At 66.8% G+C, this 16847-nt stretch carries 17 protein-coding genes and 1 pseudogene; 14 read left to right on the top strand and 4 right to left on the bottom strand.

Features of this window, described 5'->3' with window-relative positions; translation table 11 throughout:
- From GJ693_RS07505 to GJ693_RS07495, 3 genes are all read left to right on the top strand, one after another.
- Positions 1 to 776: 2-oxo acid dehydrogenase subunit E2 (locus tag GJ693_RS07505; protein ID WP_197042037.1), on the top strand; the 776-nt coding region annotated here is incomplete at its 5' end.
- Positions 773 to 2167 (top strand): dihydrolipoyl dehydrogenase, encoded by a 1395-nt coding sequence (lpdA, locus tag GJ693_RS07500; RefSeq protein ID WP_156255702.1) that lies wholly within the window; start codon positions 773 to 775, stop codon positions 2165 to 2167. The genes GJ693_RS07505 and lpdA, both read left to right, overlap by 4 nt.
- Entirely contained in the window at positions 2167 to 2532 is a 366-nt protein-coding gene (locus GJ693_RS07495; RefSeq protein WP_156255701.1) for a hypothetical protein, read from the top strand. The genes lpdA and GJ693_RS07495 overlap by 1 nt, the downstream gene beginning before the upstream one ends.
- Before the next feature lie 66 nt (positions 2533 to 2598).
- Here the strand turns inward: GJ693_RS07495 and GJ693_RS07490 are convergent, their stop codons facing one another.
- Both GJ693_RS07490 and GJ693_RS07485 read right to left on the bottom strand, forming a co-directional pair.
- Positions 2599 to 2736 (bottom strand): hypothetical protein, encoded by a 138-nt coding sequence (locus GJ693_RS07490; RefSeq protein WP_156255700.1) that lies wholly within the window; start codon positions 2734 to 2736, stop codon positions 2599 to 2601.
- Positions 2737 to 3111: 375 nt separating this feature from the next.
- Positions 3112 to 3780: a carbonic anhydrase gene (locus GJ693_RS07485; RefSeq protein ID WP_156255699.1), complete on the bottom strand. Its 669-nt coding sequence runs from the start codon at positions 3778 to 3780 to the stop codon at positions 3112 to 3114.
- A gap of 273 nt (positions 3781 to 4053) precedes the next feature.
- On the opposite strand from GJ693_RS07485, the gene GJ693_RS07480 reads away from it, so the two are divergent.
- From GJ693_RS07480 to GJ693_RS07465, 4 genes are read left to right on the top strand one after another with little or no spacing between them, the layout of a single operon-like run.
- Positions 4054 to 4548, top strand: coding sequence for a hypothetical protein (locus GJ693_RS07480; RefSeq protein ID WP_207789953.1), 495 nt, complete (start codon positions 4054 to 4056; stop codon positions 4546 to 4548).
- A gap of 36 nt (positions 4549 to 4584) precedes the next feature.
- On the top strand, positions 4585 to 5511 hold the full coding sequence (lipA, locus tag GJ693_RS07475) for a lipoyl synthase (protein WP_156255697.1): 927 nt from the start codon (positions 4585 to 4587) through the stop codon (positions 5509 to 5511).
- Positions 5511 to 5966 (top strand): type II toxin-antitoxin system RatA family toxin, encoded by a 456-nt coding sequence (locus tag GJ693_RS07470; RefSeq protein ID WP_156255696.1) that lies wholly within the window; start codon positions 5511 to 5513, stop codon positions 5964 to 5966. Before lipA ends, GJ693_RS07470 begins: the two co-directional genes overlap by 1 nt.
- A 60-nt stretch (positions 5967 to 6026) precedes the next feature.
- Positions 6027 to 6881, top strand: coding sequence for an SDR family NAD(P)-dependent oxidoreductase (locus GJ693_RS07465; protein ID WP_156255695.1), 855 nt, complete (start codon positions 6027 to 6029; stop codon positions 6879 to 6881).
- 3 nt (positions 6882 to 6884) lie between these two features.
- Here GJ693_RS07465 and GJ693_RS07460 read toward each other — a convergent pair whose 3' ends face one another.
- Together GJ693_RS07460 and GJ693_RS07455 are read right to left on the bottom strand one after the other, a co-directional pair.
- Positions 6885 to 7373, bottom strand: a complete 489-nt coding sequence (locus GJ693_RS07460; protein ID WP_156255704.1) for a CinA family protein — start codon at positions 7371 to 7373, stop codon at positions 6885 to 6887.
- A complete protein-coding gene (locus GJ693_RS07455; protein ID WP_197042036.1) occupies positions 7373 to 8521 on the bottom strand; it encodes a bifunctional 2-C-methyl-D-erythritol 4-phosphate cytidylyltransferase/2-C-methyl-D-erythritol 2,4-cyclodiphosphate synthase in 1149 nt (382 codons plus the stop codon). The genes GJ693_RS07460 and GJ693_RS07455 overlap by 1 nt, the downstream gene beginning before the upstream one ends.
- 65 nt (positions 8522 to 8586) lie before the next feature.
- Here GJ693_RS07455 and dusB point away from each other — a divergent pair, with 65 nt between their 5' ends.
- From dusB to GJ693_RS07420, 7 genes and pseudogenes are all read left to right on the top strand, one after another.
- Positions 8587 to 9603 carry a tRNA dihydrouridine synthase DusB gene (dusB, locus tag GJ693_RS07450; protein ID WP_156255693.1) on the top strand — a complete coding sequence of 339 codons (1017 nt, stop codon included), beginning with the start codon at positions 8587 to 8589 and terminating at the stop codon, positions 9601 to 9603.
- Positions 9604 to 9744: 141 nt separating this feature from the next.
- A complete protein-coding gene (locus tag GJ693_RS07445) occupies positions 9745 to 11976 on the top strand; it encodes a sensor histidine kinase NtrY-like (RefSeq protein ID WP_156255692.1) in 2232 nt (743 codons plus the stop codon).
- A gap of 18 nt (positions 11977 to 11994) precedes the next feature.
- Positions 11995 to 13392 carry a nitrogen assimilation response regulator NtrX gene (ntrX, locus tag GJ693_RS07440; RefSeq protein ID WP_156255691.1) on the top strand — a complete coding sequence of 466 codons (1398 nt, stop codon included), beginning with the start codon at positions 11995 to 11997 and terminating at the stop codon, positions 13390 to 13392.
- Positions 13393 to 13499: 107 nt separating this feature from the next.
- Positions 13500 to 13727, top strand: a pseudogene (gene hfq, locus GJ693_RS07435) (RNA chaperone Hfq); the annotation flags it as partial.
- 52 nt (positions 13728 to 13779) lie between these two features.
- Positions 13780 to 15084: a GTPase HflX gene (hflX, locus tag GJ693_RS07430; RefSeq protein WP_156255703.1), complete on the top strand. Its 1305-nt coding sequence runs from the start codon at positions 13780 to 13782 to the stop codon at positions 15082 to 15084.
- Between the two features lie 68 nt (positions 15085 to 15152).
- Entirely contained in the window at positions 15153 to 16253 is a 1101-nt protein-coding gene (locus GJ693_RS07425; protein WP_156255690.1) for a lytic murein transglycosylase, read from the top strand.
- The coding region (locus GJ693_RS07420) for a septal ring lytic transglycosylase RlpA family protein (RefSeq protein WP_156255689.1) at positions 16250 to 16847 on the top strand (598 nt) is incomplete at its 3' end. The genes GJ693_RS07425 and GJ693_RS07420, both read left to right, overlap by 4 nt.

The following is a 16847-nucleotide window of genomic DNA, read 5'->3' as shown; positions in this document are numbered from 1 at the left end:
TGCCCGCGGCCGCCCCGGCCGCTGCGCCAGTTGTGGCCGCTGCGGCAGCGCCCGCGCCGGCACCCGCTGCGTCCGTCACCAGCGACATCCCGCACAGCGTCGAAAAGCTTGGCAATGTCAGGAAGGTGATCGCCCGGCGCCTGACCGAGGCCAAGCAGTCGATCCCGCATATTTATCTGACGGTCGATGTCGAACTCGATGCGCTCCTGAAACTGCGCGGCGAGCTCAACAAGGCGCTGGAGCCGCGCGGCATCAAGGTCAGCGTCAACGATCTCGTCATCAAGGCGCTGGCGCTGGGCCTGCGCCAGGTGCCCAAATGCAACGTGTCGTTCGCCGGCGACAGCCTGCTGGTCTATGATCGCGCCGACATCTCGGTCGCCGTTGCCGCCCCGTCGGGCCTGATCACGCCGATCATCGTCGGCGCCGACACCAAGGCCGTCAGCCAGATCGCCGCCGAGATGAAGGCGCTCGCCGAAAAGGCCCGCGCCGGCAAGTTGCAGCCGCATGAATATCAGGGCGGCACCGCCAGCCTGTCCAACCTCGGCATGTATGGCACCACCCAGTTCGACGCGGTGATCAACCCGCCGCAGGCGATGATCCTGGCTGTGGGCGCCGGCGAGAAGCGGCCGGTGGTGAAGGGCGACGCGCTCGCCATCGCCACCGTGATGACCATCACCGGCAGCTTTGATCACCGCGCCATCGATGGAGCGGACGGTGCGGAATTGATGAGCGCGGTGAAAGCGCTGATCGAAAACCCGCTGGGGCTGGTGGCATGACCACCACCCATGATCTCGTCATCCTCGGCTCCGGCCCTGGTGGCTATGTCGCCGCCATACGCGCGGCGCAGTTGGGCCTGAAGGTCGCCATCGTCGAGCGCGAGCGCCTGGGCGGCATCTGCCTCAACTGGGGCTGCATCCCGACCAAGGCGCTGCTGCGAACCAGTGAGATTTATCACTATATCACCCACGCCGATGCCTATGGGCTGAGCGTCGAGAAGCCGTCGTTTGACCTCAAGAAGGTGACGGACCGCAGCCGCAAGGTGGCGGCGCAGCTGAACAGCGGCGTGAAATCGCTGATGAAGAAGAACAAGATCGAGGTGGTCGAAGGGCAGGGGCGGCTGACTGGGGCCACCACGGTTGCCGTCACCACGGCCGACGGCGAGCGCGTGCTGACGGGCAGGAGTGTCATCGTCGCCACCGGTGCGCGCGCCCGCGATCTGCCGGGCGTGGAAGCCGACGGCAACCGCGTCTGGACCTATCGCCACGCCATGGTGCCACCGGCGATGCCGACCAAGCTGCTGGTCATCGGCTCAGGCGCCATCGGCGTCGAATTTGCCAGTTTCTACAGTGACATGGGTGCGAAGGTGACGGTGGTCGAAATGCTCGACCGCATCCTGCCGGTGGAGGACGAAGAGGTTTCGGCCTTTGCGCAAAAGGCGCTTACGAAGCAGGGCATGACGATCATCACCGGCGCCAAGGTCAGCGACGTGACGCCTGGCCCGGATGGCGTGAAGGCTACCATCACCACCGCCGACGGCAAGGCAGCCACCGACAGCTACAGCCATGTCATCGTCGCCATCGGCATCGTGCCCAACACCGAGAATATCGGCCTGGAGGCGCTCGGCGTCGCCACCAATCGCGGCCATATCGTTACCGATCCGATGTGCCAGACCAATGTGCCTGGCCTCTATGCCATCGGCGATGTCACCGGGCCACCGTGGCTGGCGCACAAGGCCAGCCATGAAGGCGTGATCGCGGTGGAGCATATTGCCGGCGGTCACCCGCACGCCATGGATGTGAGCCGGATTCCGGGCTGCACCTATGCCCGCCCGCAGGTCGCCAGCATCGGGCTGACCGAGGCCAAGGCCAAGGCCGCCGGCCACGCGGTGCGGGTCGGGAAATTCCCCTTCATCGGCAACGGCAAGGCCATCGCGCTGGGCGAAGCGGAAGGCTTTGTAAAGACGGTGTTTGATGCCACCACCGGGCAATTGCTGGGCGCGCACATGGTTGGCGCGGAAGTCACTGAACTGATCCAGGGCTATGCCATCGCCATGGGGCTGGAAACGACGGAGGCGGAGCTGATGCACACCATCTTCCCGCATCCGACGTTGAGCGAAATGATGCATGAAAGCGTGCTCGACGCCTACGGCCGGGCGCTGCACTTCTGATGCTGGTGGCGGCGGCCTTGCTGGCGGCCGCGACCGGCACGGCCAGCCTGATGCCGCCGGGATGGAGCGTGCTGTGCCCGCCCAAATCGCGGCCAGACGAGATCGTGGTCTGCGCCGATCGCGAGCCGAAGCCGTCGCCCTATCGCGCGCCGCTGCGGGTGACACGCCCCTTTGGCGATCGCGGCACGGCCAGCGTATCGGCGGAGCGCAACCGGCTGCTGGGGCCGGATGTGGGCACCATCGGCACGTGCTCGACCTGGGGCGCCGGCGGTGCGTTCGGCTGCAATTACCAGCGCTTCAAGGACAATGTGAACCAGGCGGCCGGCGGGCGCGATGCGCGGGGCCGGGTCTATCAACAGCCCTGACAAGGTTTGGCAACATCCCGGCCCGCCGGAGGGGCTGAACAGCGGGCCGGGACTGTGGGTTGCGGCTTACTTGGCCGGTGCCGGCTTGGCCGGGGCTTCCTTGGTCGCCGGCTTGTGGGCATGCTTGACATGCTTGGTGGCGGCCATGGCGGCACCCGAACCGGCAAGGCTCAGTGCGGCGGCCAGCATCACGATCTTCTTCATCAGGCTTCTCCTTCTGGTTGCCGCCGGGTCCAAGGGGGAAGGGGGCCCGGCATCGCCATCCTTGTGCGGCGATGAGGAGAGGATGCGGCCCGCCGGCTTGCGCCTGGCTTGCTGGTTCATGTTGTTTTGTTCATGGGCCGGCCACCTGCCGGAAAGGCGCGCGCGCGATCGCAGGATCGCGGGTGCGGCGGCCTGCCGCAGGCGAAGATGACAGGAAAGCAATCTTTGGTCTTGCAAATCAGACCAAATCAATCTTATATCTGACTCAACGGCGCGGCCAATGTGGCAACTGCCCTTGTCACGGCCAAGCTGCTGCGGGCGTATCCGGCACTCCCCCCTGTTTGTGCCGGGTGCGCCCGCCTCGCACATGCAGTCTCAATCGGCCGTTTCATCCCAGTCCACGCTCACCGCTTCGAACTTGCCGGTGTCGTGGTTCAGCACCTTCAGCACGCCTTCCGCGATATCGAACAACGCGCCTTGCAGCTTCAGGGTGCCCGCAGCTTCGGCCTCGGATACGAAGGGGAAGCTGCGCAGATTGTCGATCGACAGGCGGATGGCCGCCAGTTCCAGCGCGCTGCAGGCGTCGATATCGGGAGACAGCTGTGCCGCTGCACGGATGGTGTCGCGGGCCGGGGCGATCAGGCTCATCCAGCGGTCGATGAAGCCGCCTTCACCCATCGGGGCGTCGTCAAACGTGCCTTCCAGGCTGGCGCGGATCCCGCCACAGCGGGCGTGGCCGAGCACGACAATGTGATGCACCTTCAACTGGGTGACGGCATATTCGATGGCGGCCGAGGTCGAGTGCTGGCTGTTGTCGCGATTGCACGGCGGCACCAGGTTGGCGACGTTCCTGACCACGAACATCTGGCCCGGTTCGGTGTCGAAGACGCGGGTCGGGTCCACGCGGCTGTCGGAACAGGCAATCACCAGCACGCCGGGGGCCTGGCCCTTGTCTGCCAGGGCGTCATAACGGCGGCGCTGTTCCTGGTAGGCGCCGGTCCGAAAGCGGCGATAGCCTTCCAGCAGGGCCTTGAACTCGGGCATGGTCTCTCCCTCGGGTGCCAAAAAATCGATGCGTTCAGCTTCTAACACGGCGATGAGCCGTGTCACCCCCGCGATGCGCCGACGCGCGGCCAGTTGACTCGACCCGGTGCAAGGTGAGATTCTTGCAGTAGAGGTGTAGTGCTCATGGCGTATGCGGCGAGTTATCGTGAGGACGCCCCGATAAAAGTGGCGTTCGGTTCACTTGGACTTTTGGGCGGTGCTGTCGCGCTCACCTACATTGCGCAAATATTGCAAATTGGTTCACGCGCATCATTGGTCAATCGCGCGCTCGGGCTGATGGGCATTGCCCCGCAAACCGTCGGGACCTTGATCGTCTGGGCGCTGGCGCTGGTGGCGCTGATGGTTCTGGGGCTTTCGGTGGTGCTGATGCGCGAAACCGTGCCGCCGGTAACGCTTGACATGGCCGGGCTGACCGATCGGCGCTGGTCGCCGCAGCCGCTTGCCTGGCTGGACATTGCCGAATTCGATCCGGTGCGCCGCCTTGGCGTGGAGATGGTGCAGTTGCGCTTGAAGGAGGGCGCCGGTCATCCGCCCGCGACCCTGGTTGGCAAGCTTGCACGCAAGACCGGGCTGGTGGCGCCAGGCACGCTTGTCATCCCGATGCCGGGGCTGGAATGTTCGGCCGAGGCGCTGTGCGACAAGATCCTCGAGATTGGCACAGCCGCCGTGCATGCCGCTGAAGAGGCTGCCGAACGCGAAGCGGCCAAGGCCACTGCGGCTGACGGGGCAGCCATGCAGAACAACTGAGTTGTTCCCTGCGCCCCCGCCCGCTATCTGGGGCGCATGAGCGACGCTGTTCTCGATCTGCCCCTCACGCCGTCTGGCCTGCCGCGCAAGCCGGACTGGATCCGGGTGAAGGCGCCGACCTCCAAGGCCTATAACGAAACCCGCGCGCTGATGCGGGAACACAAGCTCAACACCGTGTGCGAGGAAGCTGCCTGCCCGAACATCGGCGAGTGCTGGAGCCAGAAGCACGCCACCGTGATGATCCTGGGCGACACCTGCACCCGCGCCTGCGCCTTCTGCAACGTGAAGACCGGTATGCCGAACAAGGTGGATGCCAGCGAACCTGGCCATGTCGCCGAAGCCGCGGCCAAGCTGCGCCTCGAACATATCGTCATCACCTCGGTTGACCGGGATGATCTGCCCGATGGCGGCGCCAGCCAGTTCGTCAAGGTGATCGCGGAGCTGCGCCGGCAGACGCCGAACACCACGATCGAGATCCTCACCCCCGATTTCCGCAACAAGATGGACCGGGCAGTGGAGATGATCGTCGAGGCCGGGCCGGATGTGTACAACCACAATCTCGAGACCGTGCCGCGGCTCTATCCGACGATCCGGCCAGGCGCGCGTTATTATCACTCGCTGCGCCTGCTCGATAAGGTGAAGCAGCTCAGCCCGACGATCTTCACCAAATCAGGCCTGATGGTTGGCCTTGGCGAGACGCCGCTGGAACTGCACCAGGTCTTCGACGACATGCGCTCGGCCGGGGTCGATTTCCTCACTGTCGGCCAGTATCTGCAGCCGACACCGCGCCACGCCAAGGTGATGGAGTTCGTGCCGCCGGCAACCTTCAACACCTATGCCGCCGTCGCCCGTTCCAAGGGCTTTCTGCTGGTCGCGGCCTCACCGCTGACCCGGTCGAGTTATCACGCCGGCCGCGATTTTGCCGAAATGCAGGCGCGCCGGAAGGCGTCTGCGCGCACCTGATGCCCAAACACCGCGAAGTGGTCCGGCTGCCCTGGTCGGCGACGGAGATGTTCGACCTGGTGGCCGATATCGGCCGTTACCCTGAATTCCTGCCCTGGGTGCAGGGCATGCGGGTCGGGCCGGAGCGGGCGCAGGGCGACGGCACTTCGGTGGTGGTGGCCGATATGATCGTCGGCTTCCGCATGATCCGCGAGAAGTTCACCAGCAAGGTCACGCTGGACCAGCCGGCGCGCATCCATATCGACTATCTCGATGGGCCGATGAAGCATCTGTTCAACGACTGGGTCTTCAACCAGCAGGCCGGCGGTGGCTGCGAGATTGATTTTGCGGTGGATTTCGAGTTCCGCAACCGGGCGTTCGAGGCATTGGCCGGCATGTTCTTCACCCAGGCCTTTGAAAAGATGGTCGCCGCCTTCGTGGCGCGGGCCGAGGCGCTCTACGGCCCGCGGTCCTGACGCCGCCCAGGCGGTTGCCGGCCGCGCTGGCCATCGGCACAATTGGCTGAGGAGGGGACCATGCCACCAACCGGACCCATCGCCCTGATTCTGGGCGCGACGCGCGGCATCGGGCGGGCACTGGTGCCGCGTCTGGCCGCTGATCTGGGGCCCGGCGCGACCGTCTATGCCACCGCGCGCAATCAGGACGATGCCGACAGGCTGGCCGGCGAACTGGCTGGCGAAGGCTGCAGGGCAGACGTGCTGCTGTTCGATCTGGCCGACCCTGCTGCGCCGGAGCAGATCGCGGCGCAGGTGCGCACACGGCACGGCGGGGTGGATATCGTCATCCAGAATGGCGCCGCCATGCCCCGGCCAGGGGTTCCCGCTGCCGAAGATGCCCGCCCGATGATCGCCGCCAATTGTCATGGCACGCTGCGGGTGCTGCGCGCGTTTCTGCCCATCCTCAATCCCAACGGCCGCCTGCTGATCGTGGCCAGCGGCATGGGCCGGCTCGACCGCTTGCCCGAGGCCCTGCGCGCGCGCTTTCACGCCCATGATGGCGCGCCGGAGCGCATTTTGGCGGTGATGGATGCCTATGTGGCGGCCATGGAGGCCGGCGTTGACGAGGGCTGGCCCGAATGGGTGAACATCCCGGCCAAGGTGGGCCAGGTGGCGATCACCCGTGCCTTTGCACGGGCTGCGCGCCGCGATGGCCTGCTGCCGGAAGGCGCCCTGATCAACGCCGTCTGTCCAGGGGTGACGCTGACCGATGCGACGCGCGGTTTCATGGGCAGCGTGTTCCGCGCCGAAGATGCCCAGACGCCGGAACAGGCGGCCGTCGCTCTGGCCGCGCTGGCGCTGCTGCCGGCGGGCATGCAAGCGCCCTATGGCGAGTTGGTGCAGTTCGGCCGGGTGTTGCCCTTCGGCGACTGAGCGTCATGGCCGCAGCAGGTTCAGCGCCACCAGCGCGGCCTGGCGACGCACTTCGGCGCGGCCGAGATCGCCGAACTGGCGGGTGTCTGCAACCACGGCTTCCGGGTCTTCGCCGCGCACGGCCCGCGCGAACACCACCATGCCAACCGGTTTCGATGGCGTCGCGCCGCCGGGTCCGGCGATGCCGGTGATCGAAACGGCGACATCGGCGCTGCTGTGGCGCAGAGCGCCCTGCGCCATGGCCCAGGCGGTGGCGACGGAGACAGCACCGAAGGTGCTGAGCACGTCCTCCGACACGCCGAGCATGTCCATCTTGGCCTCGTTCGAATAGGTGACGAAGCCGCGATCGAACACATCCGACGAACCGGCGATTTCGGTGAGCGCGGCGGCGACCATGCCGCCGGTGCAGCTTTCGGCCACAGCGACATGCCGGCCGAGCGCGCGATTGGCGGCGAGCACCTCTTCAGCGAGGGCGACGAGTTCGGGGTCCATCATGGCTCCGGCAGCCGCACGCTGGCCATGGCCTGGGCAGCGATGCCTTCCTGGCGGCCGGTGAAGCCGAGTTTCTCGGTGGTGGTGGCCTTCACGCTGACGCGGTCGACGGCGAGTCCAAGAATCTCGGCAATCCGCGCCCGCATGGCCTCGCGGTGCGGGCCAACCTTGGGGCGCTCGCAGATCAGGGTGACATCGACATGATCGATCAGACCACCGCGGTCACGCACCAGGCTGGCCGCGTGCGCCAGGAACTGGTCCGACGCGGCGCCGCGCCAGTGCTCGTCGCTGGGCGGGAAATGATCGCCGATATCGCCGGCTGCGATGGTGCCCAGCAGCGCGTCGGTGAGCGCGTGCAGACCAGCATCGGCATCGCTGTGACCGATCAGGCCGTGATCATGCGGGACCTTGATGCCGCACAGCCAGACATGATCGCCGGGGCCGAACTTGTGCACGTCAAAGCCGGAGGCGGCGCGGGAGGAATAGACGGTCATGGCCTCGGCTTTGGCAAAATCATCCGGTTCCGTCACCTTGAAAGCGCGTTCGTCGCCCGGCGTGATGGCGACGGACAGGCCCGCCGCCAGGGCGATGGCCACTTCGTCGGTCGCGCCCGGCGCGGCGGCGCGGTGGGCGGCGAGCAGGGCGGGGTAACGGAAGGCCTGCGGCGTCTGCACCCGCCAGAGATTGACGCGGTCAACACTGCCCGAAAAGCGCCCGGCTTCACCGCGGCGCAGGCTGTCAACCTGGGGCAGGGCCGGGCAGGCGCCGTCCACCGACGGATCGGCAAAGGCTGCCAGCAGGGCATCGATCATGACGTCCGGCACGAAGGCGCGGGCCGCATCATGGACCAGCACGAGCTCTGGCGGATCGGCGGCGAGGGCTTCCAGCCCTGCGGCCACGCTTTCCTGCCGTGTCGCGCCCCCGGCGACCGGTTCGGGCAGGCTCAGCCCGGCCACCGCATCGTCATAGAGCGTCCGGCATTCCGGGTTGATCACCACGGTCACGCCGGCAACGGCGGGATGGCCAAGCAGCCGTTCCACTGCGTGGCGGAGCAAGGGCTTGCCGGCCACGGCGCGATATTGTTTCGGCACGCCGCCACCGGCCCGGATGCCGCTGCCGGCGGCGACGATGATGGCGTGGATACGCATGCCCAGCCGCATAAAGCCCGCTCGCCTTGTCGGAAAGGGCCAATCTGCGCTATGGGCCCGCCGCAATGAGCCTTATCGCCCCCATCAACATCGGCCCAAACCGCATCGACGTGCCGGTGATCCTGGCACCGATGACCGGCGTGACCGACATGCCGTTCCGCACGCTGGTCAAGCGCTTCGGGGCCGGCCTGACCGTGACCGAGATGATCGCATCGGAAGCGATGATCCGCGAGACGCGGCAGAGCATCCAGAAGGCCGCCTGGCACCCGAGCGAGGAACCGGTTTCGATGCAGCTGGCCGGCTGCGAGCCGGAGCGCATGGCCGAAGCCGCCAAGCTCAATGAGCAGAAGGGCGCGGCGATCATCGACATCAACATGGGCTGCCCGGTGAAGAAAGTGGTCAATGGCCACGCGGGGTCTTCGCTGATGCGCGACCTGCCGCTGGCGACGCAGCTGATCCGAGCCACGGTGAAGGCGGTGAAGCTGCCGGTGACGCTGAAGATGCGCATGGGCTGGGATCACAACAGTCTGAATGCGCCCGAACTGGCGCGCATTGCCGAAGGCGAGGGCGTCCACCTGATCACCGTGCACGGCCGCACGCGGTGCCAGCTCTACAGCGGCACCGCTGATTGGGCCTTTGTGAGGCTGGTGAAGGAAACGGTGAAATTGCCCGTCATCGTCAACGGCGACATCTGCTCGATCGAGGATGCGAAGACGGCGCTGGCGCAGTCGGGCGCGGATGGCGTGATGATCGGGCGCGGCGCCTATGGCAAGCCCTGGCTGATCGCCCAGGTGATGGCGGCGCTCACCGGGCGTGACGTGCCCGCCGATCCGACGCTGGCCGCGCAGCACGCGCTGGTGAAGGAGCATTATCAGATGATGCTCGATCTTTATGGCGAGCTGAACGGCGTGAATCTCGCCCGCAAGCACCTGGGCTGGTACACCAAGGGCCTGCACGACAGCGCCGCGTTCCGCAACAGCGTCAACTTCGTGCCCGACAGCAAGACCGTGCTCGCCATGATCGACCGATTTTACGAGGCGCAATTGGCGCTGGCGGAAAAGCCGAAGGCGCTCGCCGCATAACCTGTCGCATTGCAGCAACGCTGCGGCGCTGCACTGTGTTCCCGAAGACACAATGGCGCGTTATGCTGCGCGCCTGTGACGGTCGAATCGCCCCCCCTGCTTTCCCGACGCCGGCGCCGCGGCCTGGGCGCGTGGGCGGCCTTGCGCTGGCGTCGGCTAACGCGCAGCAGCAGCTTCTACCCGCGCCTCGAAATCCTTGCCGTCACGCTCACGCTGGTGCTGGGATGGTCGAGCTATGCCTTCCTCACCCGGCGCGGGGTGCCGGCCAATGGCGCGTCGCAACCGCTGGTGGCGCTGGTGCTGGTCGCCAGCCTGGTGCCGGCGATGATGCTGGTGGTGCTGATCGGCCGGCGTGTCGCCATATTGATCACCAACCGCCGCAAGGGCCTGGCCGGCGCCCATCTCCACCTCCGCCTGGTGGCGCTGTTCGCCAGCATCGCCGCCGTGCCCACGCTGCTGGTCGTGGTGTTCGCCTCCCTGCTGTTCCAGTTCGGCGTGCAATTCTGGTTTTCCGATCGGGTGAAGACCATCCTTTATGGCTCCAACCAGGTCGCCCAGGCCTATGTCGAGGAGAACCGCCAGCGCATCGGTGATGATATCGTGGTGATGGCCGCCGACGTGGCGAGCTATGCCCGCGATTTCGGTGAAGGCACGCCGCTCTATCGGCGCGGTCTCGATTTCCAGGTGGCGGGCCGCACGCTGACCGAAGCCGCCGTGTTCCGCCGCAACGCCAGCGGGCTGCAACTGGTGGCCGCCAGCGGGGTGACGGCACAGGCGGTGGCCGCGCACATGGCCGACATCGATCTGCGCCGTGCCGCCAGTGGCCCGGTGACGCTGATCGGTGTGGGCGAAGACCGGGTGGAGGCGGCCGTTGCCGTGCCGGGCAACCCAGGCACCTATCTGTACGTCAGCCGCAAGGTCGATCCCGCCGTGCTGGCCCGCGCCAACCAGGCGGCCGGCGCGCTCGGCGAATATAACGCGCTCACCGAACGGAGCCGGGTGATGCAATTGCGCTTCAACCTGATCCTGATGGCGGTCTCGCTGCTCACGCTGATTGTGGCCATCTGGTACGCGCTATGGCTGGCCAACCGCCTGGTGGCGCCGATTGCCCGTCTCGCCAACGCGGCCGAGCGGGTGGGGGCCGGCGATCTGGATGCGCGTGTGCCGGTGCGCGGCCAGGCCGACGAGATTGGTGTGCTGGAACGCGCCTTCAACCGCATGACCAGCCAGTTGAAGGCGCAGCAGACGGCGCTGCTCAGCGCCAATGACGAGCTCGATGCCCGCCGGCGCTTTACGGAAGCGGTGCTGTCGGGCGTGTCGGCCGGGGTCATGTCGATCACGCCGGAAGGGGTGGTCCGCGTCGCCAACGCGTCGGCGGCGGCGCTGCTGGCGCTGCCGCACCGGGTGCTGCGCGGCCAGATGCTGAAGGATGTGGCGCCGGAACTGGCCGAACTGCTGGAACAGGCGCGGCACACCGGTGATGCCGCCGGGCAGGTGCGCATCCAGCGCCGCGATGAAACCCAGACGCTGGCGGTGCGCATCGGTGCGGCCGAGGATGCCGAAGGCCGCGCCGAAGGCTTCGTCTTGACGTTTGACGACATCACCGCGCAACTGGCCGACCAGCGCCGCGCCGCTTGGGCAGACGTTGCCCGCCGCATCGCGCACGAGATCAAGAACCCGCTCACCCCTATCCAGCTCGCTGCCGAGCGCCTGCAACGGAAGTTCGGCCGCCAGATCGACGAGGATGCCGACACATTCGCGACGCTGACCAGCACCATCGTGCGCCAGGTGGGTGATTTGCGCCGCATGGTCGACGAATTTTCCGAATTTGCCCGGCTGCCGCGGCCGGTGTTCGCCTCCGATGCACTCGATCGGCTGCTCAGGCAGGCGCTGGTGCTGCAGGAAGTGGCCTTTCCTGCCATCCGCTTCACATTGGGCGGCGAGACCGACCTGGCGCTGGTCTGTGACCGCCAGCAACTGGGCCGTGCGCTGACCAATCTGATCAAGAATGCCGCCGAAAGCGTGGTGGCGCGGATCGAGCGCGATGGCGAGGACTCCGAGCCCGGCCTGATCGCCATCAGCGTTGCCGCCGATGCCGACATGCTGCGCATCAGCATTGCCGACAATGGCCTGGGCTTCCCCGCCGAAGACCGCATGCGCCTGCTCGAACCCTATGTGACGACCCGCGCGCGCGGCACCGGGCTTGGCCTCGCGATCTGCGCCAAGATCATCGAGGATCATGGCGGCCACCTCGAACTGGCCGACAATCCGGATGGGCAGGGGGCGCTGGTGATCGCGCACCTGTCCCGCCATCTCGTTCCCGAACTCCAGCCTGGCCTGCCCCTGCCAGTTGCTGCCACCACCACCGCCTGAGAAGGACTGCCCCCTGCCATGGCCCTTGATATCCTGATCGTCGATGATGAAGCCGATATCCGCGAGCTGGTGGCGGGCGTGCTGGGCGATGAGGGGTTTGAAACGCGCGTCGCCGCCAATGCCGAAGGTGCGCTCGCCGCGCTCGCCGAACGCCGGCCCAGTCTCGTCATCCTCGATGTCTGGCTGCAGGGCAGCTCGATGGACGGGATCGAATTGCTTGATGCGATGAAGGCGCGTGATCCCACGCTGCCGGTGGTGGTGATTTCCGGGCACGGCAATCTCGATACCGCGGTCGCAGCGATCAAGCGCGGTGCGTACGACTATATCGAAAAGCCGTTTCAGGCCGAGCAGTTGCTGCTGGTCGTGCGCCGGGCCACCGAAACCGAGCGTCTGCGCCGCGAATATGAAGCGCTGAAGGAGCGTGTCGGCTTCGATGTCGAGCTGACCGGCACTTCGCCACAGATCAACCAGGTGCGCGCCACGCTGAAGCGCGTCGCCGCCACCGGCAGCCGCGTGTTGATCAGCGGCCCGGCCGGTTCCGGCAAGGAGGTCGCTGCCCGCCTGCTGCACCAGTGGAGTCCACGCCTCGATGCGCCGTTCGTGGTGGTTTCCGCCGCGCGCATGACGCCGGAACGGGTGGAGGAAGCGTTGTTCGGCGTGGAGGAGGGCGGCGAGAATGTCCGCGCCGGCCTGCTCGAACAGGCGCATGGCGGCACACTCTTCCTTGATGATGTGGCCGACATGCCGATGACAACCCAGGCCAAGATATTGCGCGTGCTCACCGAACAGGTGTTTCAGCGCGTGGGCGGTGCGCGCTGGGTGCGGGTCGATGTGCGGGTGATCTCGGCGACCAGCCGCGACCTGTCGGCCGAAATCGCCGCCGGCCGCTTCCGCGAGGATCTCTATTATCGCCTCAACGTCGTGCCGGTGCGCCTGCCGCCGCTGTCGGAACGGCGTGAGGATGTCGCCGAACTCGCGCGCTATTTCCTCGCCCGCTATGCCGCCGAACGCGGCATGCCGACGCCCGAATTGTCGGACGACGCACTGGCGGCGCTGCAGACCTATGACTGGCCGGGCAATGTGCGCCAATTGCGGAACGTCATCGAACGCACCATGATTATGGCGCCCACCGCCAGCATGGCGCTGCTCGATATCGACATGCTGCCAGCCGAAGTGACCGCCGAGCCGGCGCGCCTGGTGCCGGGCCAGGCGGTGCGTTCGATCATGGGCACGCCGCTGCGCGAAGCCCGCGAAGCCTTCGAGCGCGAATATCTGCGTGCCCAGATAAGGCGGTTTTCCGGCAATATCAGCCGCACCGCTGCCTTCATCGGCATGGAACGCAGCGCCCTGCACCGCAAGCTGAAGGCGCTGGGCCTCGCCGATGAGCCGGGCGCGGACGACATCGTGGAGGAGTGAATCGCAGGCTGGGATGTGGCGAACTGCGTATTTGAAAATGCGCGGGTAGCCCCCTATCTCGTTGTCGCGGCGGCATTTGGCCGACCCAAGAACAAGAGGATGCCCGAATGGCGGACAAGCCCAACACCCTGCAGGACATGTTCCTCAACACCGTGCGCAAGACGCGCACCCCGGTCACCATGTTCCTGGTGAACGGCGTCAAGCTGCAGGGCGTGATCACCTGGTTCGACAATTTTTCCGTGTTGTTGCGCCGCGACGGCCACAGCCAGCTGGTGTACAAGCACGCGATCTCGACGGTGATGCCGGCAACCCCGCTGCAGCTGTTCGAGGCTGAAACCGAAGACTGAGAGACATATTTTGGGTTACGAACCACCAAAGGCCGGCGAACTGACCATCGGCGGCTTTGATGAAGCACGTGGCATCCGCACCGGTTCGCGCGCCGTCGTCATCCTGCCGCACATCATTGCCAAGTCCGCCAATGCCCTGCGCTCGCCCGAAGCCAAGCTGGCCGAGGCGGTGGGGCTGACGCGCGCCATCGCCCTGGATGTCGTCCATGCCGAAGTGGTGAAGCTGCGCAGCGTTCAGGTCTCACGCCTGCTGGGCAGCGGCCAGATCGAGCGACTGGCCGGACTGGTGGCGGCCATGGAGGCCGAAGTGGTCATCATCGATGGCCCGGTCACGCCGGTGCAGCAGCGCAACCTTGAGAAGCTGCTGAAGGCCAAGGTGATCGACCGCACCGGGTTGATCCTGGAAATCTTCGGCGAACGCGCCAGCACGTCGGAAGGCACGTTGCAGGTCGAGCTCGCCCATCTGCAATATCAGGCCAGCCGCCTGGTCCGCAGCTGGACCCACCTCGAACGCCAGCGCGGCGGCTTCGGCTTCCTCGGTGGCCCTGGCGAATCGCAGATTGAGGCTGACCGCCGCCTGATCCGCGACCGCATCGCCCGGCTGAGGAAGGAACTGGAAGAGGTGCGCCGCACCCGCGGCCTGCACCGCAAGCAGCGCCAGAAGGCGCCGTGGCCGGTGGTGGCGCTGGTCGGCTACACCAACGCCGGCAAGTCCACCCTGTTCAACCGGCTGACCGGTGCCGAGGTGCGGGCCGAGGATCTGCTGTTCGCCACCCTCGATCCCACCATGCGCGCCATCCGGCTGCCGGGGCATGACAAGGTCGTGCTGTCCGACACGGTCGGCTTCGTCTCCGATCTGCCAACGCAGTTGGTCGCCGCCTTCCGGGCCACGCTCGAAGAGGTGCTGGAGGCCGATCTCATCGTCCATGTCCGCGATATCAGCCATCCTGACAGTGACGCCCAGGCCAAGGACGTCATCGACGTGCTGACCAGCCTGGGTCTGGCGCCGGGCCAACGCGAGACGCCGATGATCACGGTTTTCAACAAGATCGATGCGCTTGATGCCGAGCAGCTTGAAGTGGTGACAGCGCAGGCCGGCGATGACGCCATCCCGGTTTCGGCGCTGACCGGCGTTGGGCTGGACCGGCTGCAGGCGGCGATGGATCTTGCCCTGCGCGCCGGCGCCCGCGTCCACCGCCTGACCCTGCCGCTGAGTGACGGTCGCCGCATCGCCTGGCTGCACAGCCATGGCGAAGTGGTGAGCCAGAGCAGCGACGAGCAGAGCATGACCATCGACGTGCGCCTGTCTGACACCGACAAGGCGCGCTTCGACACGCTCCATTGATCCCGCTTTCCTGTCACTTGCGTAAGGAAAGGGCTTCCCGCCAGCGCCCTGCTTTGGCACAAGGGGTCATGCGATCCCCCCGCGTCTTTGCCCTTGTTGCGCTTGCCGTCCTCGCTGCCGGTCCGGCCCGGGCCGACGAGGTGCGCGTGTCGCCGGCCGAGCAGGCGGCCTTTGCCGACTGGATCAATCTTTATCGCGCCGAAGCCACGGCGCGCGGGCTGAAGCCGGAGTGGCTCGACGCGACGCTGACCGACATCAAACTGGCCCCGCACATCATCGGCGCCGATCGCAACCAGCCCGGCGGCGCGGCCAAGCCGATCCGCTTTCCCGATTATCTGGCGCTCAAGTTCCGTGGCGATCGGATTCCCTATGGCCAGCGCCAGTTCGCCACCAATCGCGCGCTGCTGGCCAAGGCCGAGGCCGACAGCGGCGTGCCGGCGGCAGTGATTGCCGCCATCTGGGGCATCGAAACCAGCTATGGCCGCGTGCTCGGTCGCCACGACCTGCCCTCGGCACTGGCAACCTTGGCCTATGAAGGCCGCCGCCGCGACCTGTTCACCCGCGAGCTTGATGCCGCCGTGCGCATGGTTGGTGAAGGCCATGTGACGCGCGAGCAGATGAAGGGCAGCTGGGCCGGCGCCTTTGGCCAGACCCAGTTCCTGCCGTCCTCCTATCTTGCCTATGGCCGCGACGGCGATGGCGACGGCAAGGTCGATTTGTGGGGCAGCGCGCCCGATGTGTTCGCCTCCATTGGCCATTATCTCGCCAGAAGTGGCTGGCAGCGCGGCGAGAATTGGGGATTTCGCACCCTGGTGCCCGATGGCTTCAACCGCGCCAGCGTCGCCGCCAGCGAGCCGCCCAGCCGCTGCGTCACGCCGCTGTCGCGCCACAGCGCGCTGAAGCCAGCCCGGGAATGGCGCGCGCTGGGCTTCACGCCGGTCAACGGCGCATGGCCGGCTGATGACGTGGTGATGAGCCTGGTCGAGCCGGACGGGGAGGGGCAGGGCGCCTATCTCGTCACCCGCAGCTATCGCGCCATCCTGGGGTATAATTGCTCCAATCTCTATGCCCTGTCAGTCAGCCTGCTCGCCGACGCCATCAGCCTGCCGCCGCCGGTCGCCAATGAACCGGTGGTGGCGCAGGGCGCCGCGCCGGGGGTGTCGCAGTGAGGCCATTGGCCGTGCCGGTGCTGACCGGCCTGCTGCTCGCCGCCTGCAGCAACGGCAAACCGCCGCCGCGCACCACTTCCGCGCCGCCGAAACGCGCTGTCGAGGTGTCGGACGATAGCGTCGCCGTCGCGCGCGATGCCGCGAAACTGGGCAACTGGCCGGTCAAGATCGGCAAGCCCTATCAGGTGGCTGGTGTCACTTACTACCCGGCCGATGATCGCGACTACAAGGAAGAGGGTGTTGCCAGTTGGTATGGCCCCGGCTTTCACGCCGGCAGCACCGCCAATGGCGAACGCTATGACCAGGATGACCTGACCGCCGCCCATCGCACGCTGCCGATGCCGAGCTGGGTGGAGGTGGAGAATCTCGACAATGGCCGCAAGCTGACCGTGCGCATCAACGATCGCGGTCCGTTCGCGCGCGGCCGCATCATCGATCTGTCGCGCAAGGCCGGAATCCTGCTGGGGCTTGATCGCGCCGGCACCGCCCGCGTGCGCCTGCGCCGCGTCTATCCCGGCGGCCGGGATGCGCTGCCGCCACCGCCACCATTACCGCCCGTCGTCATCGCGGCTGCCCCGGTGGCGCCGGTGGCCA

Origin of the sequence: Sandarakinorhabdus oryzae, assembly GCF_009733735.1 — a bacterium.
In the GTDB taxonomy this organism is placed as follows: domain Bacteria; phylum Pseudomonadota; class Alphaproteobacteria; order Sphingomonadales; family Sphingomonadaceae; genus Sandarakinorhabdus; species Sandarakinorhabdus oryzae.
Note: the sequence above shows the minus strand (reverse complement) of the source record. Positions and strands in the feature narration are given on the sequence as shown.

Excerpts from the sequence above, each read along its gene's own strand:
- lpdA (WP_156255702.1), top strand. The coding sequence starts at position 773 with ATGACCACCACCCATGATCTCGTCATCCTCGGCTCCGGCCCTGGTGGC.
- GJ693_RS07495 (WP_156255701.1), top strand. The coding sequence starts at position 2,167 with ATGCTGGTGGCGGCGGCCTTGCTGGCGGCCGCGACCGGCACGGCCAGC.
- GJ693_RS07490 (WP_156255700.1), bottom strand. The coding sequence starts at position 2,736 with ATGAAGAAGATCGTGATGCTGGCCGCCGCACTGAGCCTTGCCGGTTCG.
- GJ693_RS07485 (WP_156255699.1), bottom strand. The coding sequence starts at position 3,780 with ATGCCCGAGTTCAAGGCCCTGCTGGAAGGCTATCGCCGCTTTCGGACC.
- lipA (WP_156255697.1), top strand. The coding sequence starts at position 4,585 with ATGAGCGACGCTGTTCTCGATCTGCCCCTCACGCCGTCTGGCCTGCCG.
- GJ693_RS07470 (WP_156255696.1), top strand. The coding sequence starts at position 5,511 with ATGCCCAAACACCGCGAAGTGGTCCGGCTGCCCTGGTCGGCGACGGAG.
- GJ693_RS07465 (WP_156255695.1), top strand. The coding sequence starts at position 6,027 with ATGCCACCAACCGGACCCATCGCCCTGATTCTGGGCGCGACGCGCGGC.
- GJ693_RS07460 (WP_156255704.1), bottom strand. The coding sequence starts at position 7,373 with ATGGACCCCGAACTCGTCGCCCTCGCTGAAGAGGTGCTCGCCGCCAAT.
- GJ693_RS07455 (WP_197042036.1), bottom strand. The coding sequence starts at position 8,521 with ATGCGTATCCACGCCATCATCGTCGCCGCCGGCAGCGGCATCCGGGCC.
- dusB (WP_156255693.1), top strand. The coding sequence starts at position 8,587 with ATGAGCCTTATCGCCCCCATCAACATCGGCCCAAACCGCATCGACGTG.
- ntrX (WP_156255691.1), top strand. The coding sequence starts at position 11,995 with ATGGCCCTTGATATCCTGATCGTCGATGATGAAGCCGATATCCGCGAG.
- GJ693_RS07425 (WP_156255690.1), top strand. The coding sequence starts at position 15,153 with ATGCGATCCCCCCGCGTCTTTGCCCTTGTTGCGCTTGCCGTCCTCGCT.